This window comes from Devosia yakushimensis (assembly GCF_030159855.1).
GTDB classification, from domain to species: domain Bacteria; phylum Pseudomonadota; class Alphaproteobacteria; order Rhizobiales; family Devosiaceae; genus Devosia; species Devosia yakushimensis.
The window spans coordinates 3,232,920-3,254,182 of the sequence record NZ_BSNG01000001.1; the positions used below are offsets into that span (position 1 = coordinate 3,232,920).

At 62.6% G+C, this 21,263-nt stretch carries 25 protein-coding genes; 14 read left to right on the forward strand and 11 right to left on the reverse strand.

Annotation, left to right across the window (positions count from 1 at the left end; genetic code table 11):
• The first annotated feature begins 63 nt into the window (after positions 1-63).
• Positions 64-708: a ribosome biogenesis GTP-binding protein YihA/YsxC gene (gene yihA, locus QQL79_RS15630; RefSeq protein WP_284392462.1), complete on the forward strand. Its 645-nt coding sequence runs from the start codon at positions 64-66 to the stop codon at positions 706-708.
• Between the two features lie 107 nt (positions 709-815).
• Here yihA and QQL79_RS15635 read toward each other — a convergent pair whose 3' ends face one another.
• From QQL79_RS15635 to QQL79_RS15655, 5 genes are all read right to left on the reverse strand, one after another.
• Positions 816-1,523: a glutamine amidotransferase-related protein gene (locus QQL79_RS15635; RefSeq protein WP_284392463.1), complete on the reverse strand. Its 708-nt coding sequence runs from the start codon at positions 1,521-1,523 to the stop codon at positions 816-818.
• A 151-nt stretch (positions 1,524-1,674) separates the two neighbouring features.
• Positions 1,675-2,175, reverse strand: coding sequence for a peptide-methionine (R)-S-oxide reductase MsrB (gene msrB, locus QQL79_RS15640; protein WP_284392464.1), 501 nt, complete (start codon positions 2,173-2,175; stop codon positions 1,675-1,677).
• Between the two features lie 157 nt (positions 2,176-2,332).
• Entirely contained in the window at positions 2,333-2,899 is a 567-nt protein-coding gene (locus tag QQL79_RS15645; RefSeq protein WP_284392465.1) for a fasciclin domain-containing protein, read from the reverse strand.
• Between the two features lie 110 nt (positions 2,900-3,009).
• Positions 3,010-3,726 (reverse strand): anti-sigma factor, encoded by a 717-nt coding sequence (locus tag QQL79_RS15650; protein WP_284392466.1) that lies wholly within the window; start codon positions 3,724-3,726, stop codon positions 3,010-3,012.
• Positions 3,723-4,274 (reverse strand): sigma-70 family RNA polymerase sigma factor, encoded by a 552-nt coding sequence (locus QQL79_RS15655; protein WP_284392468.1) that lies wholly within the window; start codon positions 4,272-4,274, stop codon positions 3,723-3,725. Before QQL79_RS15655 ends, QQL79_RS15650 begins: the two co-directional genes overlap by 4 nt.
• Between QQL79_RS15655 and QQL79_RS15660 the strand changes: the two genes are divergently transcribed.
• The gene (locus QQL79_RS15660; protein WP_284392470.1) at positions 4,267-4,416 is read left to right on the forward strand and encodes a hypothetical protein; all 150 of its coding nucleotides are present in this window, start codon (positions 4,267-4,269) and stop codon (positions 4,414-4,416) included. The genes QQL79_RS15655 and QQL79_RS15660 overlap by 8 nt on opposite strands.
• Positions 4,417-4,466: 50 nt before the next feature.
• Positions 4,467-5,369, forward strand: a complete 903-nt coding sequence (gene argB / locus QQL79_RS15665; RefSeq protein WP_284392472.1) for an acetylglutamate kinase — start codon at positions 4,467-4,469, stop codon at positions 5,367-5,369.
• A gap of 52 nt (positions 5,370-5,421) precedes the next feature.
• On the opposite strand, the gene QQL79_RS15670 is transcribed toward argB, so the two are convergent.
• Together QQL79_RS15670 and QQL79_RS15675 are read right to left on the reverse strand one after the other, a co-directional pair.
• Positions 5,422-6,909, reverse strand: a complete 1,488-nt coding sequence (locus QQL79_RS15670) for a DHA2 family efflux MFS transporter permease subunit (RefSeq protein ID WP_284392474.1) — start codon at positions 6,907-6,909, stop codon at positions 5,422-5,424.
• A gap of 2 nt (positions 6,910-6,911) precedes the next feature.
• Positions 6,912-7,529 carry a TetR/AcrR family transcriptional regulator gene (locus QQL79_RS15675; protein ID WP_284392476.1) on the reverse strand — a complete coding sequence of 206 codons (618 nt, stop codon included), beginning with the start codon at positions 7,527-7,529 and terminating at the stop codon, positions 6,912-6,914.
• Between the two features lie 301 nt (positions 7,530-7,830).
• Here QQL79_RS15675 and QQL79_RS15680 point away from each other — a divergent pair, with 301 nt between their 5' ends.
• The 3 genes from QQL79_RS15680 to QQL79_RS15690 all read left to right on the forward strand — a co-directional run bounded on the left by QQL79_RS15680 (position 7,831) and on the right by QQL79_RS15690 (position 9,050).
• The gene (locus QQL79_RS15680) at positions 7,831-8,286 is read left to right on the forward strand and encodes a hypothetical protein (RefSeq protein WP_284392478.1); all 456 of its coding nucleotides are present in this window, start codon (positions 7,831-7,833) and stop codon (positions 8,284-8,286) included.
• Positions 8,287-8,378: 92 nt separating this feature from the next.
• The gene (locus QQL79_RS15685) at positions 8,379-8,546 is read left to right on the forward strand and encodes a hypothetical protein (protein WP_284392480.1); all 168 of its coding nucleotides are present in this window, start codon (positions 8,379-8,381) and stop codon (positions 8,544-8,546) included.
• Positions 8,547-8,648: 102 nt separating this feature from the next.
• Complete coding sequence (locus QQL79_RS15690; RefSeq protein ID WP_284392482.1) at positions 8,649-9,050, forward strand: YbaN family protein; 402 nt, start codon at positions 8,649-8,651, stop codon at positions 9,048-9,050.
• 54 nt (positions 9,051-9,104) lie between these two features.
• Here the strand turns inward: QQL79_RS15690 and QQL79_RS15695 are convergent, their stop codons facing one another.
• Positions 9,105-9,521 carry a hypothetical protein gene (locus QQL79_RS15695; RefSeq protein WP_284392484.1) on the reverse strand — a complete coding sequence of 139 codons (417 nt, stop codon included), beginning with the start codon at positions 9,519-9,521 and terminating at the stop codon, positions 9,105-9,107.
• A 195-nt stretch (positions 9,522-9,716) separates the two neighbouring features.
• On the opposite strand from QQL79_RS15695, the gene ilvA reads away from it, so the two are divergent.
• From ilvA to QQL79_RS15710, 3 genes are all read left to right on the forward strand, one after another.
• The gene (gene ilvA / locus QQL79_RS15700) at positions 9,717-11,240 is read left to right on the forward strand and encodes a threonine ammonia-lyase, biosynthetic (RefSeq protein ID WP_284392486.1); all 1,524 of its coding nucleotides are present in this window, start codon (positions 9,717-9,719) and stop codon (positions 11,238-11,240) included.
• 184 nt (positions 11,241-11,424) lie between these two features.
• Positions 11,425-12,645, forward strand: a complete 1,221-nt coding sequence (locus tag QQL79_RS15705) for an aq_1923 C-terminal domain (RefSeq protein WP_284392487.1) — start codon at positions 11,425-11,427, stop codon at positions 12,643-12,645.
• A gap of 81 nt (positions 12,646-12,726) precedes the next feature.
• Positions 12,727-13,428: a pyrimidine 5'-nucleotidase gene (locus tag QQL79_RS15710; RefSeq protein ID WP_284392488.1), complete on the forward strand. Its 702-nt coding sequence runs from the start codon at positions 12,727-12,729 to the stop codon at positions 13,426-13,428.
• Between the two features lie 14 nt (positions 13,429-13,442).
• On the opposite strand, the gene QQL79_RS15715 is transcribed toward QQL79_RS15710, so the two are convergent.
• Complete coding sequence (locus QQL79_RS15715; protein ID WP_284392489.1) at positions 13,443-13,811, reverse strand: VOC family protein; 369 nt, start codon at positions 13,809-13,811, stop codon at positions 13,443-13,445.
• Positions 13,812-13,944: 133 nt separating this feature from the next.
• Between QQL79_RS15715 and QQL79_RS15720 the strand changes: the two genes are divergently transcribed.
• Both QQL79_RS15720 and QQL79_RS15725 read left to right on the forward strand, forming a co-directional pair.
• The gene (locus QQL79_RS15720; RefSeq protein ID WP_284392491.1) at positions 13,945-14,934 is read left to right on the forward strand and encodes a potassium channel beta subunit family protein; all 990 of its coding nucleotides are present in this window, start codon (positions 13,945-13,947) and stop codon (positions 14,932-14,934) included.
• 131 nt (positions 14,935-15,065) lie between these two features.
• Positions 15,066-16,940, forward strand: coding sequence for an ABC transporter ATP-binding protein (locus QQL79_RS15725; RefSeq protein ID WP_284392493.1), 1,875 nt, complete (start codon positions 15,066-15,068; stop codon positions 16,938-16,940).
• A gap of 12 nt (positions 16,941-16,952) precedes the next feature.
• Here the strand turns inward: QQL79_RS15725 and QQL79_RS15730 are convergent, their stop codons facing one another.
• Complete coding sequence (locus tag QQL79_RS15730) at positions 16,953-17,942, reverse strand: MDR family oxidoreductase (protein WP_284392495.1); 990 nt, start codon at positions 17,940-17,942, stop codon at positions 16,953-16,955.
• Between the two features lie 123 nt (positions 17,943-18,065).
• Between QQL79_RS15730 and QQL79_RS15735 the strand changes: the two genes are divergently transcribed.
• The 3 genes from QQL79_RS15735 to QQL79_RS15745 all read left to right on the forward strand — a co-directional run bounded on the left by QQL79_RS15735 (position 18,066) and on the right by QQL79_RS15745 (position 19,547).
• Positions 18,066-18,410: an ArsR/SmtB family transcription factor gene (locus QQL79_RS15735; protein ID WP_284392497.1), complete on the forward strand. Its 345-nt coding sequence runs from the start codon at positions 18,066-18,068 to the stop codon at positions 18,408-18,410.
• A 133-nt stretch (positions 18,411-18,543) separates the two neighbouring features.
• Positions 18,544-18,666 carry a hypothetical protein gene (locus QQL79_RS15740; RefSeq protein WP_284392499.1) on the forward strand — a complete coding sequence of 41 codons (123 nt, stop codon included), beginning with the start codon at positions 18,544-18,546 and terminating at the stop codon, positions 18,664-18,666.
• Complete coding sequence (locus tag QQL79_RS15745) at positions 18,663-19,547, forward strand: cation diffusion facilitator family transporter (protein WP_284392500.1); 885 nt, start codon at positions 18,663-18,665, stop codon at positions 19,545-19,547. The genes QQL79_RS15740 and QQL79_RS15745 overlap by 4 nt, the downstream gene beginning before the upstream one ends.
• A 268-nt stretch (positions 19,548-19,815) precedes the next feature.
• On the opposite strand, the gene QQL79_RS15750 is transcribed toward QQL79_RS15745, so the two are convergent.
• A complete protein-coding gene (locus QQL79_RS15750; RefSeq protein WP_284392502.1) occupies positions 19,816-21,261 on the reverse strand; it encodes an NAD-dependent succinate-semialdehyde dehydrogenase in 1,446 nt (481 codons plus the stop codon).
• Between the last annotated feature and the right edge of the window lie 2 nt (positions 21,262-21,263).

Below are 21,263 nucleotides of genomic sequence, written 5' to 3' on the forward strand. Positions count from 1 at the left end.
ACTAAACCATGCTACTGCCCGCCGGAAGCCTTCCGGCGGGCAGTGTTTTTGAGTGAGACCGAAATGAGCGAAATCGACTATTCGCCCGATATGATCGAACGCGGACGGCTGATGTTTGCGCGGCCCTTCCTGTTCACCAAGGGCTGCGTGCGCATTGCCGACCTGCCGCCGATGGACCGGGTCGAAATCGCCTTTGCCGGGCGCTCCAATGTGGGCAAGTCGAGCCTGATCAATGCGCTGTGCGGCACATCGAGCCTGGCGCGCACCTCCAATACGCCCGGACGCACGCAGGAGCTCAATATCTTCGAGAGCCAGAGCGAGAACCTGCGCATCGTTGACATGCCCGGCTATGGCTATGCCAAGGCGCCCGAGGACAAGGTGCGGGCCTGGACCAAGCTGATCCACCAATATTTGACCGGCCGGGCGACGCTGCGCCGGGTCTATGTGCTGGTCGATGGCCGCCATGGCCCCAAGGACAATGACCTGACTGTCATGAACGAGCTGGATGGCGCTGCAGTCAGCTATCAGGTGGTGCTGACCAAGGCCGATAAGCCCCTCAAGGCGGAGCTGGAAAAGGTCATCGCCGCCACCAAGGCGGCCATCGCCAAGCGCCCGGCGGCCCATCCCCATGTCATCCTGACCTCGAGCGTCAAGGGCGAGGGCCTGCGGGAGCTACGGACCGAGATTGCGATGTTGCTGGGGAGCTGAGAGGCAGCGGAGGCCCTTGGCAACACGCTGCCAAAAACTCGATTTCACCCTCCCCTTGATGGGGAGGGAAGGGAGGGGTGATGGAAGCCCCGATGAATTGGTAAGACTTACCGCCCCACAAAAAATTGCCCGATATAACCGGCGACGTCCCGGCTGTCAGAGGGGGTCGCGACCGAGGCTACGGCCTTGTCCACCACGGCATCGGGAGCCTTGCCGCGGCGCAGTTCGGCCAGGGCGATGGTGTAATCATCCAGGAATTCGGGATGGGGCTGGAAGCTCAGCGCCGCGCCATTGCGATAGGCGAGGCCTGCATTGGGTGTGAAATCGGACGCCAGGATCACCTCGGCCTCCTTGGGCGGGGTGATGACCTGATCCTGGTGCGAGCAGGCCACCGACAAGGCCGTGGGGGCCGCGCGCATGAAGCCGGGCCGGCCGGTCACGCCATAGGTATGCCGGCCAAGGCCCCAGCCCTTTTCGGATTTCCTGACATCCCCGCCCAGCGCATCGGCCATGATCTGGTGGCCGAAACAGACGCCGAGCATGGGGGTGCGGGCGGCATAGGCGCGGCGGATGAAATCGCGCAGCGGATCGAGCCAGGCAAAGTCGTCATAGACCCCGGCCGCCGAACCGGTAATGACAATGCCTTCCACCTGCCCCAGCTCGGGGAATGGCGCGCCATCGGACACCACCACCACCTCGTTGGTGAACCCCTGCCCGGTGCCATCGAACATGCGCTCGAACATTTTGGCATAGGGTCCGAACTGGCCACGCAGCGGCGCAGGCACGTCGCCGGTCTGGAGGATGGTGAGCTTCATGGGATTTTTCTAGCCGGAGAGGTTTGCACCCGCATAGCGGAAAATGGCGCGGGATCGCAACAGCGTTCGGCGCAACCCAGCCGCCCGCGCGGAGCTTCAATCTATCTCCGGACAAAGGTCCGCGCTTCGGCGGTTGGATGCCGAAGCAGGGTCACGCCGCCTTGGGCTCAAATTTCAACGCCACGCCATTGATGCAATAGCGCAGGCCCGTTGGCGCGGGACCGTCGTCGAAGACATGGCCCTGGTGACCGCCGCAATTGGTGCAGAACACCGCGGTGCGGCTCATGCCGAAGCTGTTGTCGGTGACCGAACCGATGGCGCCGGTGATGAAGGTATAAAAGCTGGGCCAGCCGGTGCCGCTGTCGAATTTGGTTTCCGAGGCGAAAAGGGCCTGATCGCACCCGGCGCAGGCGAAGGTTCCGGCGCGGTGCTCGTCATTGAGGGGGGAGGTAAAGGGGCGCTCGGTCCCTTCGTGGCGCAGCACATCATAGGCTTCGGGCGAGAGCCTGGCCTTCCATTCCTCATCGCTGAGCTTGAAGGGGAAATCGGCTTCGGCGGCCACGGAGGTTTCCATGGGGCGGAACAGCGCGATGGCGGAGAGAGCGGCAATTGCGCCGCCGCCGAGCAAGAGATTGCGACGATCGACAGCCATGTTTCTGATCCCTGATTGGGCGTCCCGCGCCTGTTCAGCGCGGGACTGGTGACGGCCATTGTAGAGCCTGGGAGGGGTCAATGACACGTCAAGGTTTGGTGAAAGCTGCGCGAGCCGCAGCTTTCTAAAACGCCATTCGTCCTGGCGTCCGCCAAGGTTACATCTTGGGTGTCAGCACCTTGTCGATGACGTGGATGACGCCATTGGACTGGATGACATCGGCAATGGTGACATTGGCGACAGTGCCGTTTTCATCGGTGACGGTGACCTTGCCATCCTTGGCTTCCAGCGTCAGCTTGCAGCCGCCAACGGTATCAACGACATGCTTGCCGCCATCGGCCTCCACCATCGAGACGATGTCGGTGGAGAGAGCCTTGGCCGGGATCACGTGACAGGTCAGCACCTTGGTCAGCATGTCCTTGTTTTCGGGCTTGAGCAGATTTTCCACAGTGCCGGCGGGCAAGGCTTCGAAGGCCTCGTTGGTGGGCGCGAGCACGGTGAAGGGGCCGGGGCCCGACAGGGTTTCGACCAGGCCCGCGGCCTGGACAGCGGCGACCAGGGTGGTGTGATCGGCCGAGTTCACGGCATTTTCGACAATGTTCTTGTCGGCAAACATGGCGGCGCCGCCAACCATGGGATTGTCCTGGGCAAAGGCGGCAGAGCCGGCAAGAGCACCTGTGGACAGCATGGCGGCAAGCGAAAGAGCGCGCAGAGTGAGTTTCATTTGGGCTTGGTCCTTCCTTGTTTTTCGTTCCCTTGGTCGGCTGGGACAGGAGGAAGTACGGAGCTCAGGGAAAATAAGTTTCAGCGCAGGACGACCAGGGGACCGGCAGCCTAGATCTGCTGCACGGCACCCTTGGCGACGATGGGCCCTGTGGGGGCGCCGCTGGGCGAGCCGCCCTTGGGTTCGAGCGTGATGGCCAACACCGAACCTTCGCCCCAGCCGGCCAGAAGCTCGGGCGAAATGGCGACGGTGCTGCGTTGATTGGCGGGGATCACGCCCATCGAGACCGGGTTATTGCCGCCCTGGATGGCCCAGAGCTCGAAATCCTTGTCGGGCGCCGCATCGCCCGAAAGCGCGGTGAGGCGTACCTGGCCGGTGCCGTCATAGAGCGCGACGAATTTGACATTGCTGCCATCCTCTTCGAGCGCAGCCACCAATTGGGTGGTGAGGCTGGCAACGTCCGGACGGGGCTGGAAGAGGTTGAAGCCAATGGCGGCCACCGCGATTGCCAAGGCGCCGGCGGCAATGGTCCGCCAGACCAGAAGGCTTTCCCACCAGCCGGTTTTGGCCGGGGTGCCGGCATCGCCAAAGGCCCGGGCCTCGATTCCAGCCCAGAGCCGGTCGGGCACGGGGGTTTCGGCATAGCCCTCATTGAGGGCAGCGAAGCGGGAGATCCAGAAATCGCGCTCTTGCTGGAGCCCGGTGTCGTTCTCGATCAAGCGCTGCACGCGGTCATGCTCGGCGGGCGGGAGCAGGCCGAGCACGTATTCGGCGACCAGCGCATTGCGCTTGCTATCGCCGCCATCCATGTCATCGCTCGTGCTCATGCCGTCAGACACTCTCTCAACTTCAAAAGGCTCCGGCGGAGCCAGGTTCGCATCGTATTGAGCGGCACGCCGTGGCGCTGGGCCAGCTCATCATAACTATAACCATCGAGATAGGCGCCGCGCACCGCCTCGGCCCGGCCGGGCTCCAGCGTTTCAAGGCACTGCTCGATCCGCCCGCGCTCTTCGCCATCGGCGGTTGCCCGCTCAGGCGAAGGGCCGGCATCGGGAATGTCCAGCGCCACATCGATATCGGCGGCCAGCGGACGGCGGGCACGGAGAATATCCAGCGCATGATTGCGCGCCACGGCCACGAGCCAACTGATCGGGCTCGTCTGGCCGGCGACATAGCGGTCGGCACGCTGCCAGATTTTGACATAGACTTCCTGAAGGGCTTCCTCCGCTTCTGCGCGGTCTTTCAAAATACGCAGCGTGACGCCGAAGAGTTTCGCGCTGGTGCGGTCATAGAGCGCGCGAAAGGCCGCACGGTCACGCAGGGCGCAACGCGCAATCAGGTCGGCGACCTCCTGGCTGGGGGCCTGCATGGCCATCGATTACCGCCTCCTCCGCCCTGCCCGCACCATCTTGGCGCAGTTGACAGGTGCAGCCTCTGCACAACGCATCAAATTGAAAAATGGATCAATGCCTCTTTGCGGCCACAAGCGTCTTTTCCTTTGCATCGGCATGTTCTAGACCCGTCGACGTCTATCTTATGCCGCCTTGAGAGGGGATTGGGTCCACCCATGACACAGGATACGCCTTCCACCGACCGGTTCTCCCACGATGCTGGCATTCTGGCCCAGGCACTGCCCTATATGCAGCGCTATGAGGGCAAGACGGTCGTGGTGAAATATGGCGGCCACGCCATGGGCGATGCGCAGCTTGGCCAGGCCTTTGCGCGCGATATCGCGCTGCTCAAGCAGTCCAAGGTCAATCCCATCGTCGTGCATGGCGGAGGGCCGCAGATTGCCTCCATGCTGAAAAACCTCGGCATCGAATCCAAGTTCGAGGGCGGGTTGCGCGTCACCGATGCGCGCACGATGGAAATCGTCGAAATGGTGCTGGCCGGCTCGATCAACAAGGAAATCGTGGCGCTGATCAACGCCGAAGGGGAATGGGCCATCGGCCTTTGCGGCAAGGACGGCAATATGGTCTTTGCCAAAAAGGCCGAAAAGAAGATCAAGGACCCCGGCTCCAATATCGAGCGGGTGCTGGATCTGGGCTTTGTGGGCGAGCCGGTCGAGGTCGACCGGACGCTGCTGGACCTGCTGGCGCGCTCGGAAATGATCCCGGTTATTGCCCCGGTGGCGCCAGGCCGCGACGGCAATACCTATAATATCAATGCCGATACCTTTGCCGGTGCCATTGCCGGCTCGCTCGGCGCCAAGCGCCTCTTGTTCCTGACCGACGTGCCCGGCGTGCTCGACAAGGATGGCAAGCTCATTCCCGAACTGTCGGTGCGCGAAGCCAAGGAATTGATTGCCGATGGCACGATTTCGGGCGGCATGATCCCCAAGGTGGAAACGTGCCTCGAAGCGCTCGACAATGGCGTGGAGGGCGTCGTGATCCTCAATGGCAAGATGCCGCATGTGGTGCTGGTGGAGCTGTTCACCGAGTTCGGTGCCGGTACGCTGATCGTACGCTAGAGGGCCACGCCCGGCCGGAATGAAAAGGCCGCCCAGTGGGCGGCCTTTGCTTTTATGCCTCGATGGGCACGTGCCGGGCAGGAGCGCCCTGTCCCTGGCCGCCGCCCTTCTTGAAGAAGGGCACCAGCAAGAGGACCAGCAGGAAGCTCGCCACCTGGTACCAGAGGGCAAAGCTGGCGGCATCGGCGAAGACCGCATGCTGGGCGTTGCCGGCGGCAAAACCGGCGGCGAGCGAACCGAAGAACATTTCACCCACCAGCGCCACGCCCAGGGCGCCACCCACCTGCTGGAAGGCCTGCAAAGCCCCCGAACCGGCCCCGGCATCGCGATGGGGCACATTGGCCAGCACGAGCTGGAAGAGCGAGGAAAAGCCCAGCCCAAGGCCGATGCCGGCAATGAGCAGGGGGGGCAGGAAGGTCCAGTGATCGATGGTGTCGCCGGCGGCGGCGATGATGAAGTGCAGGGCCCCGATGCCCCCGGCAAGGAAGGCTCCGGCTGCCGCCAGACGCCCCCGCAGATAATGCGAGCCGAAGCGGCCGGCGATCAGCGAGGCGATCAAGACGCCAATCGAGAAGGGCGTATTGGTGAGGCCCGATTCGAGTGGGGTAAAGCCGAAGCCCGATTGCAGCAGGATCGAAATCACCATGAACATGCCCGGAATACCCGAGGAGAAGACGGTGATGACAAAGGCGCCGAACATGAAATCGCGATTGGCGATGAGGTCGAAATTGAGCAATTGCGGCAGGCCGGCCCTGGAGCGGGCGCGCTGCCAGAAGACGAAGGCCACGAGCAGGACGAGGCCGGCGGCGATCATGGCAAAGGCCCAGAGCGGCCAGCCATAGGCGCGACCCTCGATAATGGGGAACACCACCGCGACCATGCCGAGGCCGAAGAGCAGGATACCCACATAATCGTTCTTGAGCGCGGCATGGCCGGGCAGGCGCGGGATGAGGAAATAGCCGGCAATGACGGCGGCAATGCCGACCGGGATATTGACCAGGAAGATCGGCTGCCAATCCATGCCGAACAGTTGGGCCGAGATCAGCACGCCGCCCAGAATGGGGCCGCAGACCGAGGCAAGGCCGGCCGAAAGACCGAACAGGGAAAAGGCCTGGCCGCGCTCATGGGACGGGAAGGTGACGGTGGCAATGGCCAGCACCTGGGGCGTCATCATAGCGCCGGCCAGCCCCTGGATCACCCGTGCGACGATGAGGAATTCGATATTGGGCGACAGGCCGCAAAGCGCGGAGGCCGCGGTGAAGCCGGTGACGCCCCAGAGGAACATGCGGGTGCGGCCGACAATATCGCCGAGCCGGCCGAAGGGCAGCAGGCCCAGGGCAAAGGCCAGCACATAGGCGGCGATGACCCATTCGATCTGGCTATCGGTGGCGCCCAGCCCTTCACGCATGGAAGGCAGGGCGACATTGACGATGGTCACATCGATCAGGTTCATGAAATTGGCGATGAGCAGGATGAACAGGGCAAGCCAGCGGCGCGGATCTGGTGCGGCGTGAGCGGGATGTTCGGCGGGCGTAGACATGATTAGCGTCCTTGGGAGGAAACGGGATTGAGCAGAAAGGCACGCTCCAGTTCGGCAATGACCTGTTGCAAGGGAACAGGTGAATCCGCCTGACTGCGCCAGGAATCGGCAAAGGTGCCGGTGACGATAGCGGCGGCTGCGACCGGATCGAGATCGGGCCGGAAGGCGCCTTCGGCGAGGCCGGTGGTGAAGATTTCAACGAACTGGTCGCGCCAGAAGATATAGAGCGGCTTGACGATCGCGCCGATGACGGGATCGCGCCGGGTACGGTCGGACAGCTCGGTCATGAGATAGACCAGCTCGGGCATGTCTTCGACGAGCTCGATGGCATCCCCGAATTCGAGCCGCAACCGTTCAAGCGCCGATTTTCCGGCGCGGGGCCGGCGGGCGGATTGCGCCTTGAAGTCGTCGCGCATGGTCTCGGCGACGAGGGCAATCAGCGCTTCCTTGGACGGCACGTGATAGTGCAGCGTGGCGACATTGATACCGACACGGGCCGCAATATCGCGGGTGCGCAGGCCCTCGAGCCCCTTTTCGACAATGATGGCCCGGGCTGCCTGCGCAATGGCGAGCCGGCGATCCTCGCCGCTTTCGCGTCTGTTGATCTGTTCGAAGGTCATGCGTGTTCCAATTCTGGCGCAGGTCCTATAGACCCGTTTTTCGTATCAATCAATCAATTGATTGAGAATCGCCGAAATTGTCTGGGCGAAGCCGTAGCGCGCCATTTCGGGTGGCTCGAAAACGACACTTCGGACGTAGGGGCGCGCGTGCTGCAGAGCGGAGGCGCCGTGAATGCACTTGTCGTTAAGTGCAGCTCGGTGCCGTCATTGCCCGCCGGGAACCATTGGCATAGCGTTCCGGCGGCGAGTGCAAACCACTCGCTGCCGCACCGACGTGGCATAACCAAAGGATGATCCTGAAATGAAAATGAAGAGCGTCCGAAACTTACTTCTGGCATTGGCACTCGTCCTCATAGGAGGGGCGCCGATCGCAGCCGATGATGCCGTCGTCAACCAGACGATGGATCAAATGTTTGGCGACCACACGAAATACCAGGCCGCTATCGAGGCCCTCCAAACAGCTGTCGCGGCTCAAGATGCCAAGGGCGTAGCCGAGCTGGTGGACTATCCTATTGGCGTGGAGGTCAATGGCAAGGAAACCAACATCCGAAGCGCAAAGACGTTCGAAGAGAATTACGCAGGGATCATCACGCCGGCCATCGCCAAGGTGATCACGGAGCAAAAATACGCCGACCTGTTCGTGAATTACAAAGGCGTCATGTTCGGCGACGGGCAGGTTTGGCTTTCCGGCATCTGCAAAGATAACGAGTGCAAGGATTTTGACGTGAAGATCGAAACCATCCAGAACGTGCCTTAGCCACTTTCGGTCCCTGCGCGGCAATATGGCCGCGCGGGCCTTCCATTGAACAATCCTGCGTGCCCGGCGTTATGGGAAGCAGGGAGGTAAAGATGGTCACCAGAAAGCCAATCAAGCCGGATGCGCCCATGACCGTGCGGGGCCCCGATGGCAAGCCGCACAAGACCGATACGATGGAGCGTAATGAAGCGGAAGCCGAACGCCAGCCCGAGCCCGATCGCAAGGGCCTGCTGTCGTCCCTGTTTCCGCCGCCCGACTAGGCGCGGGCAGCAATCATAGCCGTGCCGGGGAGCGGCCGGCCCAATCAGGTTGAAGATCGCGCGCCGGATATGTGCTAGGCCGAGGGCCTGGCATGTCTAACGGTGAATGAAATTCTGCGTCCCTTCTTTTTTCTCCTTGGCGCCCTGATGCTGGCGCTTGGCATTATCGGCATTTTCGTGCCGCTCATGCCGACCACCATTTTCCTCATCCTGGCGGCCTGGTGCTTTGCGCGATCTTCGAAACGGGCCGAGGACTGGCTGCTGAACCATAATAGGCTCGGGCCAGCCGTGCGAGACTGGCGGGCAAACGGCGCGATTTCCCGAAAGAACAAGGGCCTGGCCGTGGCGGGGATAAGTGTGGGCTTCCTGCTGTTCTGGATCGCGGCGAGACCCGGCATCTGGGTCTGGCTTTTTGTAGCGGTCGTAATGCTCTGCTGCGCCCTCTTTGTCCTCAGCCGGCCGGAGCCTAGAGCCGCCATCCCCGCCCTGGAGGGAGAGGGCTGAGACATCCAGCTTGGCTAGGCCCCTCACCCGGCCTTATCGGGCCCCGCGCATTGCCTATTGTTCGTAATAGGGCGAGCCACCGCCCAGGCTGCCATTGGTGTGCTCGATCAGCAGATCGCAGAGGCAGGCTTCGTCGGTGCAGGCATCGCGGGCAGCGATGAAGCTTTCGTCGCGCGGCGGATTGGTGTGGTCGGTCTCGGTCCCGGTGGCATTCTCGACCGCATAGACCCAGGCAATGTCGTCGAGCCGCCCCATGCGCCAGAGTTCGGGAGCAGGACCGAATTCGGCCTCGCACATCAGGACATGGGCGGGAATGGTGGGAGCATCGCACGAGATATCGGACAGGATATCGTCATAGGATAACTCCAACTCGCCGATGCGCTTTTCAACCGCCGGCACATCCACGCCGCAGGATTGCGCGAAAGCCATCTGGGGAAGGGCAAGAAGCAGAAGCGTGAGCGGCAGGCGCATCGGAATGTCCTTGTTGGCAGATAGCCGTTGATATCAGCACCGAGAGTAGTGGCACATTGTGGCGCTTTCTTCAGCCCGCTCGCCAATATTTCGACGGCAGGACGGCACCGGCTGACGCTTCCACGCGCCTCGGCCTTGACAAGCGCATGATCTGGGAGCCCCTCTCGCTGCCGCCAGACCATCGGAGTGCCGCACATGCAGGACTATGTCCGCCGTATCCTCACCTCGTCCGTTTATGAGGTTGCCGAGGAAACGCCGCTTGAGAAAATGCAGCTTTTGTCGGCGCGCCTCGGCGCCGAAGTGCTGCTCAAGCGCGAGGACATGCAGCCGGTTTTTTCCTTCAAGATTCGCGGTGCGCATAATCGCATCGCGCAATTGACCGCCAGCGAGCGGGCGCGTGGTGTGATCTGCGCTTCGGCGGGCAATCATGCCCAGGGCGTTGCCCTTTCGGCGACACGGCTGGGCATCCGCTCGATCGTGGTCATGCCGACGACAACCCCGGTGATCAAGATCGGGGCGGTGCGCCGGCTGGGCGGGGAAGTGGTGCTGTTCGGCGATGGGTTCGACGCGGCCCGGGCTCATGCGGCCGAACTGGCCGAGCAGCATGGCTATGTGGTGGTGCACCCGTTCGACGACCCCGATGTGATTGCCGGCCAGGGCACGATCGGCATGGAATTGCTGCGCCAGCATCCGGGCGAACTGGGCGCCATCTATGTGCCAGTGGGCGGAGGGGGATTGGCCGGGGGCATCGCCGCCTTCGTCAAATTCCTGCGCCCCGAGGTCAAGGTGATCGGCGTCGAGCCGGAAGAAGCGGCCAGCATGAAGGCCGCCATAGAAGCGGGCCATCCGGTGGCGCTCGACCAGGTCGGACTCTTTGCCGATGGCGTTGCCGTGCGCCAGGTGGGCACGGAGACCTTCCGGCTGTGCCGGGAACTGCTGGATGATATCGTCACCGTCACGGCCGACGAAATCTGCGCCGCCATCAAGGATATTTTCGACGATATGCGGGCCATTGCCGAGCCGGCGGGCGCTTTGGCGCTGGCCGGGCTGCGCCGGCAGGTGGAGCGGGGCGAAGCGCCGCGCGGGGCGCTGATCGCCATCAATTCGGGCGCCAATGTCAATTTCGACCGGCTGCGCTATGTGGCCGAACGCGCCGAGATCGGCGAGCGGGCCGAGGCGCTGCTGTCGGTGGAAATTCCCGAGCAGCGCGGCAGCTATCGCGCCTTCATGCGCCTATTGGGCCAGCGCTCGATCACCGAATTCAACTATCGCTTCGCCCATGGCAGCACGGCCAAGATTTTCGTCGGCATCAAGCTCGGCCGGGGCGACACGGAAAAGCGCGAAATCATCACCTTGCTGGAAAATCACGGGCTCAAGGTGATCGACCTCACCGACAATGAGGTGGCAAAGCTGCATGTCCGCTACATGGTGGGCGGACGGGTCAACGACCTTGAGGACGAGACAGTCTTTCGTTTCCAGTTTCCCGAGCGGCCCGGCGCCTTGCTCAAATTCCTCGAAGGGCTGCACGACGCCTGGAATATCTCGCTCTTCCACTATCGCAATCACGGCGCCGATTATGGCCGGGTGCTGGTGGGCGTGCAGGTTCCTGCCGAGACGCGCACCGATTTCATCGCCCATATCGATGCCATCGGCTTTCCCTATTGGGATGAAACGGACAACCCGGCCTATCGGCAGTTTCTCGATCACGAACGGGCATAATCGGCCAATTCGTCACGAAAGCGTCGCTGCAATTATGCCCGGATAAACCAGCAGCGGCATTTACGGGCGCATTTCCGCCCATAATCGATTGCAATGGAAGCACTTAGAACCCATGTGCAACCCAGGGGCCGCCGTTCCATTGTGGAACCATACAACAATATCGACAAACAAGCCGGAGACAATGATGAGGATAACCAAGACAGTAAGCCTGATGCTGCTGGCGAGCGTCGCCACGATCGGGGTCGTACAGCCCTCCATGGCACTGGAAGCCCAGGCTTTCCTGGACCGGGTGGCCACGGTCTACAAGACCATGGGCTATGAATTCGCCTTTGGCGAAGGCCGGGTCGAGGGCGATACCGTCATTGTCGATGGGGTCAAGGTTGGCCTTGCCGGCATCGATACGTTCGATTTCCCGACCGAGATTACCTTTTCGGGCGTCACCGAGCGCTCCGATGGCGGCTATATGGTGCGCGAAGTGAGCATTCCCGACATCGATACCGAATTCGCCAAGAAGCCGAGCGGCCATGTCACGCTTGCCGACGTCAAGATGGAAGGCCTCTACCTGCCCGGCGGCGAGACCGTTCCGGCCGGCGCTTTGCTGCAATTGGTGCAGTCGATCAGCACGGGTCCGCTCTCGCTGACGCGCGACGGCAAGGAAGTTCTCTCCTACGATTCGGTGGTTGCCGGCTCGACCTTTACCCCGGCCCAGGGCGAGGCCATTACCGACCTCACCTCCAAGCTGACGGTCAGCGGCATCACGATCGATCTCACCAGCGTCAAGGACGAAGATCCCGCCGCCGGTGCGATCATCGATGAGCTGGGCCTTGATACGGTCTCGGGCGATATCACGCAGAACCTCACCTGGTCGATGGCCGACGGGCATATGGTGATGGACCAGTTCCTGTTCGATTTCGCCGATGTCGGCGCGCTCGATATCAATCTGGATGTCACCGGCGTTACCCCGGAAATGCTCGACAAGATCTATGCGATGCAGGCTTCCATGGCCTCGGGCGACGCCGCCAGCGAAGAGGCCCAATCGGCCCAGATGATGACCGGCATGCAGCTGATGCAGGCGGTTTCCATCGTTTCGGCCAAGGTGCGCTATGACGATGCGTCGCTGGCCGGCAAGCTGCTCGATTTCTTCGCCGGCCAGTCCGGCGCCGATCGCGCGACCTTTGCGGCAGGTCTCAAGTCCATGCTGCCCGCCCTGCTCGACCAGAGCGGCATTCCCACGCTCAAGGATGTCGTGGTGCCGCCGGTTTCGGCCTTCCTTGATGATCCGCAGAGCCTGGAAGTCACCGTCAAGCCGGAAAACCCGACCACCCTGCTGGTGCTGACGGCCGCCGCCGCCAATCCCGCCGGGCTGATCTCGGCGCTGGGCCTGGCCGTTACGGCCAACCAGTAAGACCAAACGGGCGGTCCGCCGAGCGGGCCGCCCACCGAAGTGTTAGGTGAAACCGTCACGGTTTTGCACTATATTGGGGCGATGAACGATCTCACGCCTCCCCTGCACAGCCTCTCTCACATTACCGATTGGGTGTTCGACCTCGACAACACCCTTTATCCGCGGGAGTGCAATCTCTTCGCGCAGATCGATGTGCGCATCACCCATTATGTAATGGACCTGACCAAGCTCGATTTCGAGGCGGCACGGGCGCTGCAGAAGACCTATTACCGGGATTTCGGCACCACGCTCAACGGGCTCATGCAGCGGCATGAGGTCGATCCCGACCATTTCCTCTCCAGTGTCCATGCCATCGACTATTCGCCGGTTGAGGCGCATCCGGACCTGGTGGCGGCAATCGGTGCATTGCCCGGGCGCAAATTCATCCTCACCAATGGCGATGTGGGCCATGCCCGTTCGGTGCTGGCCCGGCTGGGTGGCGATGATTTGTTCGAGCATGTCTATGACATCCGCGCCATGACCTATGTGCCCAAGCCGCATCGCGAGGCCTATGCCGGGTTCTTCGCCACCCATGGCGTCGATCCGACCCGGGCGGTGATGTTCGACGATCTCGAAAAGAACCTGGTCGTGCCGCACGAAATGGGCATGGCCACGGTGCAGGTGGTGGCCGGCCCCGATTTCGCCCATGAGCAGGTGGACGAATGGGAACTGGGCCGCGGCAGCAGCGCCCATGTCCACCACATCACCGATGATCTGGCCCGGTTCCTGCGCGAGCGGCCTTAGAAGGACGACCCGTCCTACATGCTGTTCAAATGCAGAATATTGCCGTCGGGGTCCTTGAACCAGACCATCTTGAAATCACCGGCAACGTGGATATCGCCGCGCAGGTCCATGCCTTCATAATGCTCGAAGGTGACGCCGCGGCTTCTGAGATATTCGACGATGGAGTCGATTTCCCCGCCCACGCCCCAGACCACGGCATTGGCTTTATTGGTGCCGGCAAAGTCGGATTTGTAGACGACCAACCCGGTGCGGCCGGTCTTGAATTCCATGACCATGTCGTCGGACTGGATCAGGGTCAGTCCCAGCACATGCTCGTAGAAGTGCCGGGCCCGGGCCATATCGGTCACCGCAACGATCGCGGCAGAGTCGAAATCCTTGAGCATGACGAACTCTCCTTGATTGGCTATGCTCACCCAACGCGCCGCCCGGTCTTGGGTTCAATCCCGGCGCATCAGCCAGTGATACATTCGGAGAAGGGCGCGGCCGCGGCGTTGCGGCGCGCAGAGGAGCTGCAGCATGGAATATCGCCGTCTTGGAAAATCGGGCCTCAAGGTCAGCGAAGTCTCGCTGGGCAGCTGGGTCACCTTCGGCAAGCAGGTCGATGAGAAGGAGGCCATGGCGCTGATGGGGCTGGCCTATGATGCCGGCATCAATTTCTTCGACAATGCCGAGGGCTATGAGGCGGGGGAATCGGAAGCCCTGATGGGCGCGGCGCTGGAAAAGCTGGGCTGGAGCCGCGACAGCTATGCCGTTTCCTCCAAAGTCTTCTGGGGCGGCAGCAAGCCTACCCAGAAAGGTCTTTCGCGCAAGCATGTGACCGAGGCCTGCCACGCTGCGCTCAAACGCCTGCGGGTGGATTATCTCGACCTCTATTTCTGCCATCGCCCCGATATCGATACCCCGATCGAGGAAACGGTCTGGGCCATGCATAACCTCATCACCCAGGGCAAGGTGCTCTATTGGGGCACTTCGGAATGGAGCGCCCAGCAGCTCACCGAAGCCTGGGCCGTGGCCAAGGATCTCCGGATCACCCCGCCGGTGATGGAGCAGCCGCAATACAATCTCTTCACCCGCCAGAAGGTGGAGGGCGATTATCTCCCTCTCTATGACCTGATGGGCCTGGGCACCACGATCTGGTCGCCGCTCGCCTCGGGCGTGCTCACCGGCAAATACAATGACGGCATTCCCGCCGATAGCCGCATGAACCTGCCCGGCTATGAATGGCTCAAGCACAGCTGGGAAAGCGAGGAGGGCAAGGCGCGGCTTGCAAAGGTCAAACAGCTGGCGGCCCTGGCCAAGGATATCGGCCTGCCGATCCACCACCTGGCCTTGCTCTGGTGCCTCGATAATCCATATGTCTCGACGGTCATCCTGGGCGCCTCGCGCAAGAGCCAGCTCGAGGACAATCTTTCGGCGCTCGATGCCAAGGACAAGCTGACCCCGGATGTGATCGAGAAGATCGAGGCGATCATGGGGAATAAGCCGGCAGCGCCACAGCGGTATTAAGGCCTCCCGCGAAGGCGGGAATCCACCCTGGGCTCCACATGAACGGGAAGAATGGATTCCCGCTTTCGCGGGAATGACATCGTGGTCGCTAGCACCTTCTCCCCTTCCCCTCCCCGTTCTATCATCCGCCCATGACCGACCGTTCCGGCCGCAGGCCGCTTTCGCCCGAGACTGCACCCACTTTCCGCGAGCGGCTGGACAATCTGCGCCATCTCGGGCGGCTGGTTGCCCAGATCTGGCGCACCAGCCGGCCACTGACCGCGGCCAGTATCGGGCTCAGGCTGATCGCCTCGGTGCAGCCCATCGCCATGCTCTATGTCGGCAAGCTGATCATCGATGAAGTGGTGCGGCTTACCGGTCTTGCCGCACCCGGACCGGGCTTTGCCGATTGGTGGTCGAGCGGGGCGCTTACCACCATTATCGGTCTTTTGCTGCTCGAACTGGCGCTTGTCATTCTCTCGGACCTGCTGGCCCGCGCGACGGGCCTCGCCGATGCGGTGCTGTCGGAGCTCCATTCCAACCAGGTCAGCGTCGAGCTGATGACCCATGCGGCCCGGCTCGACCTCATGCATTTCGAATCGGCCGAATATCAGGACCGGCTGGAGCGGGCGCGGCGCCAGGCAGCGGGACGCAATGCGCTTTTGAGCCAGATGTTCGGCCAGGCGCAGGATATCATCACCGTGGCGACGCTGGCGGCGGGCCTCTTCTTCTACGCGCCCTGGCTGATCCTGTTGCTGCCGCTGAGCTTCGTGCCAGCGGTCTGGGGCGAAACGCGCTTCAACACCCTGGCCTATTTCATGAACCGCTGGCGCACGCCGGAGCGGCGGGAGCTCGAATATATCCGCTATATCGGCTCGAGCGCCGATACGGCCAAGGAGATCAAGCTATTCGGGTTGGGCGGCTTTCTCATCGAACGGTTCAAGCGGCTGGCGCACACCATTTTTCTCGAAAACCGCAAGCTCTCGACCCAACGAGCCGGCTGGGGCGCAATCTTTTCGTCCATTTCGACGCTGACCTATTACGGGGCCTATGCCTTCATCGTCTGGCGCACCATTATCGGGGATTTTTCCATCGGTGATCTGGCCTTCCTGTCGGGCTCGTTCCTGCGGCTCAATGGCCTGTTCCAGAAAATCCTGCTCGGCTTCACCCAGATTGCCGGGCAGTCGATGTATCTGGACGATCTCTTCTCCTTCTTCGAGATCGAGCCGACCATTCTGCCGCCGGCCCATCCCAAGCCGTTTCCCAGCCCGATCCGGCAGGGCATCACTTTCGAGCATGTCGGCTTCCGCTATCCCGATACGGAAAACTGGGCCATCCGCGGGCTTTCCTTCACGCTCAATGCGGGGGAAACGCTTGCCCTGGTGGGTGAAAACGGGGCGGGCAAGACCACGATCGTCAAGCTCCTGACCCGGCTCTATGACCCCGATGAGGGGCGCATCACGGTGGATGGCGTCGATCTCCGGGATATGACAATCGAGGATATCCACGCCCATATCGGGGTAATCTTCCAGGATTTCATCCGCTACAGCCTCTCGGCGCGCGAGAATATCGGGGTGGGGCGGATCGATGACCAGCACGATATGGAGCGCATCGAAAGCGCCGCAGAACGGAGCCTTGCCGATCAGGTCATCGGCAAATTGCCGGGCGGCTATGACACCCAATTGGGTCGCCTGTTCAACAAGGGGCGCGATCTCTCCGGCGGGGAGTGGCAGAAAGTGGCCATTGCCCGCGCCTATATGCGCGATGCCGATCTCATCATTCTCGATGAACCCACCGCCGCACTCGACGCCAAGGCCGAGGCGGAGGTGTTTTCGCGCTTCAAGAGCCTGGCGAGCGGCAAGACCGCGGTGATCATCTCGCACCGCTTCTCGACCGTGCGCATGGCCGACCGGATACTGGTGCTAGAAAATGGCGCGATCCTGGAATCGGGATCGCACGAGCAATTGCTGGCTTTGCGCGGGCGCTATGCGGAGCTGTTCGAGTTGCAGGCGGCGGGGTATCGGTAGGGGTATCCCGCCCTACCCCACCTTCACCAGCACCCGGCCCTTGATCTCCCCGGCCAGAATCCGCTGCGCCGCGGCAGGCAATCCTTCGAGCCCGATTTCCTCGACCAGTTCGTCATAGCCGGCGAAGTCGAACAGCTCGGCCAGCCGCTGCCACGCCGCAACGCGGGTCGCATAGGGCTGCATGACGCTATCGATGCCGATCAGCGTGACACCGCGCAAGATGAAGGGCAGGACATTGGTTTCGAGTTCGATGCCACCGGCATTGCCGATACTGGCGGCTGCCCCGCCATAATTGATCTGCCGCAGCAGCTTGCCCAGCACCTTGCCGCCCACGCTATCGATGGCGGCCGCCCAGCGTGCACTTTCGAGCGGCTTGTCGGCACCGCCGAGAAAGGCGTTGCGGTCGATGACGCTGCTGGCGCCCAGCAGGCGCAGGGCGCCAGAAAGTTCGGGACGACCCGACAGCGCCGCCACCTGATAGCCCAGCCGCCCCAGCAGCGAGGTGGCGATGGACCCGACGCCCCCGGCCGCGCCGGTCACCAGCACTTCGCCGGCATCGGGCCGCAGCCCCGTAGCTTCCAGCCGGTCGATGGCCAGCATGGCGGTGAGGCCCGCCGTGCCGACGACCATGGCCTGGCGCGTGGTCAATCCCTCGGGCAATGGCACCAGCCAATCGGCGCTGACCCTGGCGCATTGGGCATAGCCACCCCATTGCACCTCGCCCACACGCCAGCCGGTCAAGACCACCGCCTGGCCCGGCGCATAGCGCTCGTCGACGCTTTCGCGCACAATGCCGGCAAAATCGATGCCGGCCACATGCGGATAGGTCCGCACCAGGCCACCGGCGCCGGTAAGGCAGAGACCGTCCTTGTAATTGAGTCCGGCCCATTGCACGTCGACGGTCACATTGCCGTCCGGCAAGCGCGCCTCATCCACCTGCTGCACCGATGAGGTGATTGCCCCATCTTCGGCCTTTTCAGTCACCAGAGCACGAAAGCTCATCGACTGCCTCCCCCGGCATTATTGATTGGGCGCACCCTGCCACGTTCGGCGGGAGGCCCACAAGCTGGTGCTATGCCGCAAAGCGCCTTATCTCTTTGTTTCAGCAAGCCCCAGGATGTTCCGTTGAGTGTTTCCGTGACCGCCACGCCCACAGACAGCCAGATCGCCGTGATCGCCGAGACCTACCGCCTGCTGGGTGACCCGACCCGGCTGCGTGTCCTGCTCGCCTGCCTCGCGCAACCCATAGCCGTCGGCGATATCGCCAAGGCGGTCGCCGCCTCCCCTTCGCTGGTCAGCCACCATTTGCGGCTGCTGCGCGGGGCGCGCCTGGTGCGGGGGACGCGGCGCAACAAGCAGGTTTTCTATGAGGCGGCCGACGAACATATTGCGCGCATGTTGGCCGATATGATCGAGCACGCCATGGAAGAGCATGTGGCCAGCGAGGCCGAGGACGAGCGCGACACCTGACCGCGGCCCTGACCCGGCATCGCGCTTGATTTCTACATATGAACATGTATTCATATGAGAACGAAATGAGGAGTATTGCCGATGGCAGGGACAGGGCCGGCCCATAATCCGGGTACGCATGATCATCCCGAGCATGACCATGATCATACAGGCCACGATCATGCCGGGGATAACCATGGTGCGGCTGGTCATGACCACGCCAGTCATGGCGATCATGACCATGAAGGGCACGATCACAGCCATGCGCCCACGGTGAGCGCGGGCAATGAAAAGGTCGTGCTGATCGGCTTTGTGCTGACGGCGAGCTTCATGGTTGCCGAAGTGGTGGCCGGGTTGCTCTCGGGCTCCTTGGCGCTGATTGCCGATGCCGGGCACATGTTGACCGATGCGGCCGCACTGCTCCTCGCCTGGTCGGCCTTTCGCTTCGGGCGCCGGGCTTCCGACAGCAAGCGCAGTTTCGGCTATATGCGGCTCGAAGTGGTTGCCGGGCTGGTCAATGCGCTGGCACTGTTCGCGCTGACTGCCTGGATCATCTACGAGGCCGTGCAGCGCTTCATGACGCCGCATGAAGTGCTGGCCGGACCGATGTTCATCGTGGCGGTGCTGGGCCTCTTCATCAATATCGCGGTGTTTTTCGTGCTGTCGCGGGGCGACAAGGAGCACGTCAATATTCGCGGCGCCATGCTGCATGTGCTGGGCGATCTGCTCGGCTCGGTCGCCGCGATCGTCGCCGCTATCGTCATCTGGCTGACCGGCTGGATGCCGATCGATCCGATCCTGTCGGTCTTTGTGTGTCTATTGGTCCTGCGCAGCGCGTGGAAACTGTTCCGCGGCTCGCTGCATATCCTGATGGAAGGCACGCCGGGCAATGTGGCCATCGCGGATATGGAAAAGAGCCTCCTCGCCGCCGTGCCGGGACTCAAGGCCGTGCGCCATATCCATGTCTGGTCGATCACGTCGGGCAAGCCGGTCGCGACGCTGGAAATCACGCTGGCGCAGGGCGCTGATGCGGCGGCGACCACGCGCGCCACCAAGCAGGCGCTGCTAAAGGATTATGGCATTGCCCACTCGACGATCGAGATCGTCTGGGAGGATGGCAAGCCGGGTTGTACGCTGGCTGCGGATGGGGTGCCGTAGGGGGAGTTCGGGGCACGACCTCGTCCTTCGACAGGCTCAGGATGAGGTCTACTGAAAGCCCCATCCCAAAATAGACCTCATGGTGAGCCCGTCGAACCACGAGGTCGTGGCACAGTCCCACCCCACCACCGGGTCATTCCGGCGCAGGCCGGAATCCATGCTGTGCCCTATCCCCACATTCGGTGACGTGGAGAGCCTTCAGAATGGATCCCGGCCTGCGCCGGGATGACATCGTGGGTGTTGATGGAGCAGTGCAGGTAGGACGGCCCTAAAGCCCTCCCACACATGCATATTTCAGCTCGGTGAACTCCAATAGGCCATGGGCGGACCCCTCGCGGGAATTGCCGCTTTCCTTGACGCCGCCGAAGGGCGCCAGTTCGGTGGAGATGAGGCCGGTATTGATGCCGACCATGCCATATTCCAGCCTTTCCATGACGCGGAACAGCCTTGCGGCGTTCTGGGAATAGAAATATGCGGCAAGCCCGGTTTCAGTGGCATTGGCGGCTTCGATCACCTCGTCTTCGGTGGTGAAGCGGAAGACCGGGGCCAGGGGGCCGAAGGTTTCTTCCTGCGCCAGCACCATGTCGCCGGTAACCCCGGTGAGCACGGTGGGTTCGAAGAAAGTCTGGCCCAGTTCATGCCGCTTGCCACCCAGCTCGAGCGAAGCGCCCTTGGCGAGGGCGTCGGCAATGTGGGTTTCCACCTTCTCCACGGCATCCTCGGTGATCAGCGGACCCTGCACCACACCCTCGGCAAAGCCGTCGCCGACCTTGAGTGCGCGGACTTTGGCGATGAGCTTTTCGACAAAGGCGTCATGCACCTTGTCCTGCACGTAGATGCGGTTGGTGCAGACGCAGGTCTGGCCCATATTGCGGAATTTGGAGAGGATGGCGCCCTCGACCGCCGCATCGATATCGGCATCGTCGAAGACGATGAAGGGGGCGTTGCCACCCAGTTCGAGCGCCACTTTCTTGACCGTGCTGGCGGCCTGGCGCATCAGGATCTTGCCCACTTCGGTGGAGCCGGTAAAGCCCACCAACCGCACCTTGGGATGGCTGGTCAGCACCCCGCCAATGGCGATGGCATCGCCGGTCAGCACATTGACCGCACCAGCCGGAAAGCCGGCGCGCTGGGCCAGTTCGGCCAGTGCCAGGGCGGTCAGCGGGGTTTCGGGCGCGGGTTTGAGCACCACTGTGCAACCGGCCGCCAAAGCCGGGGCGATCTTGCGGGTGATCATGGCGGCGGGGAAATTCCACGGGGTGATCGCCGCGACCACGCCAATGGGCTGGCGCAGCACCATGATGCGGGCATCGGCGCGGTGCGACGGCAGCAATTCGCCCGCCACGCGCTTGGCTTCCTCGGCGTAGAATTCGATATAGGAGGCGGCGTAATCGATCTCGCCCAGGGCCTCGGCATAGGGCTTGCCCTGTTCGCTGGTGAGGATGGTGGCGAGATCGGCGCGGGCGGCCATGATCAGCTCGAACCATTTGCGCAGCACGGCACTGCGGTCCTTGGCGGTGCGGGCGGCCCAGGGGTGGAAGGCAGCGGCGGCGGCTTCAACGGCAAGCGTGGCTTCGGTGGCGCCGTGATTGGGGACATGGCCGAGAACTTCGCCATTGGCCGGGTTGGTCACCGGAAGGCTCGCCGCGCCGGTGAACTGGCCGTTGATGAAACTCTGCGACCGCAACAGGGTCGGATCGGTCAGGGCGCGCATGG

Coding starts and splice junctions, on each gene's coding strand:
- yihA (WP_284392462.1), top strand. CDS start 64: ATGAGCGAAATCGACTATTCGCCCGATATGATCGAACGCGGACGGCTG.
- QQL79_RS15635 (WP_284392463.1), bottom strand. CDS start 1,523: ATGAAGCTCACCATCCTCCAGACCGGCGACGTGCCTGCGCCGCTGCGT.
- msrB (WP_284392464.1), bottom strand. CDS start 2,175: ATGGCTGTCGATCGTCGCAATCTCTTGCTCGGCGGCGGCGCAATTGCC.
- QQL79_RS15645 (WP_284392465.1), bottom strand. CDS start 2,899: ATGAAACTCACTCTGCGCGCTCTTTCGCTTGCCGCCATGCTGTCCACA.
- QQL79_RS15650 (WP_284392466.1), bottom strand. CDS start 3,726: ATGAGCACGAGCGATGACATGGATGGCGGCGATAGCAAGCGCAATGCG.
- QQL79_RS15660 (WP_284392470.1), top strand. CDS start 4,267: ATGGCCATCGATTACCGCCTCCTCCGCCCTGCCCGCACCATCTTGGCG.
- QQL79_RS15655 (WP_284392468.1), bottom strand. CDS start 4,274: ATGGCCATGCAGGCCCCCAGCCAGGAGGTCGCCGACCTGATTGCGCGT.
- argB (WP_284392472.1), top strand. CDS start 4,467: ATGACACAGGATACGCCTTCCACCGACCGGTTCTCCCACGATGCTGGC.
- QQL79_RS15670 (WP_284392474.1), bottom strand. CDS start 6,909: ATGTCTACGCCCGCCGAACATCCCGCTCACGCCGCACCAGATCCGCGC.
- QQL79_RS15675 (WP_284392476.1), bottom strand. CDS start 7,529: ATGACCTTCGAACAGATCAACAGACGCGAAAGCGGCGAGGATCGCCGG.
- QQL79_RS15680 (WP_284392478.1), top strand. CDS start 7,831: ATGAAAATGAAGAGCGTCCGAAACTTACTTCTGGCATTGGCACTCGTC.
- QQL79_RS15685 (WP_284392480.1), top strand. CDS start 8,379: ATGGTCACCAGAAAGCCAATCAAGCCGGATGCGCCCATGACCGTGCGG.
- QQL79_RS15695 (WP_284392484.1), bottom strand. CDS start 9,521: ATGCGCCTGCCGCTCACGCTTCTGCTTCTTGCCCTTCCCCAGATGGCT.
- ilvA (WP_284392486.1), top strand. CDS start 9,717: ATGCAGGACTATGTCCGCCGTATCCTCACCTCGTCCGTTTATGAGGTT.
- QQL79_RS15705 (WP_284392487.1), top strand. CDS start 11,425: ATGAGGATAACCAAGACAGTAAGCCTGATGCTGCTGGCGAGCGTCGCC.
- QQL79_RS15710 (WP_284392488.1), top strand. CDS start 12,727: ATGAACGATCTCACGCCTCCCCTGCACAGCCTCTCTCACATTACCGAT.
- QQL79_RS15715 (WP_284392489.1), bottom strand. CDS start 13,811: ATGCTCAAGGATTTCGACTCTGCCGCGATCGTTGCGGTGACCGATATG.
- QQL79_RS15720 (WP_284392491.1), top strand. CDS start 13,945: ATGGAATATCGCCGTCTTGGAAAATCGGGCCTCAAGGTCAGCGAAGTC.
- QQL79_RS15725 (WP_284392493.1), top strand. CDS start 15,066: ATGACCGACCGTTCCGGCCGCAGGCCGCTTTCGCCCGAGACTGCACCC.
- QQL79_RS15730 (WP_284392495.1), bottom strand. CDS start 17,942: ATGAGCTTTCGTGCTCTGGTGACTGAAAAGGCCGAAGATGGGGCAATC.
- QQL79_RS15740 (WP_284392499.1), top strand. CDS start 18,544: ATGACCATGATCATACAGGCCACGATCATGCCGGGGATAACCATGGTG.
- QQL79_RS15750 (WP_284392502.1), bottom strand. CDS start 21,261: ATGCGCGCCCTGACCGATCCGACCCTGTTGCGGTCGCAGAGTTTCATC.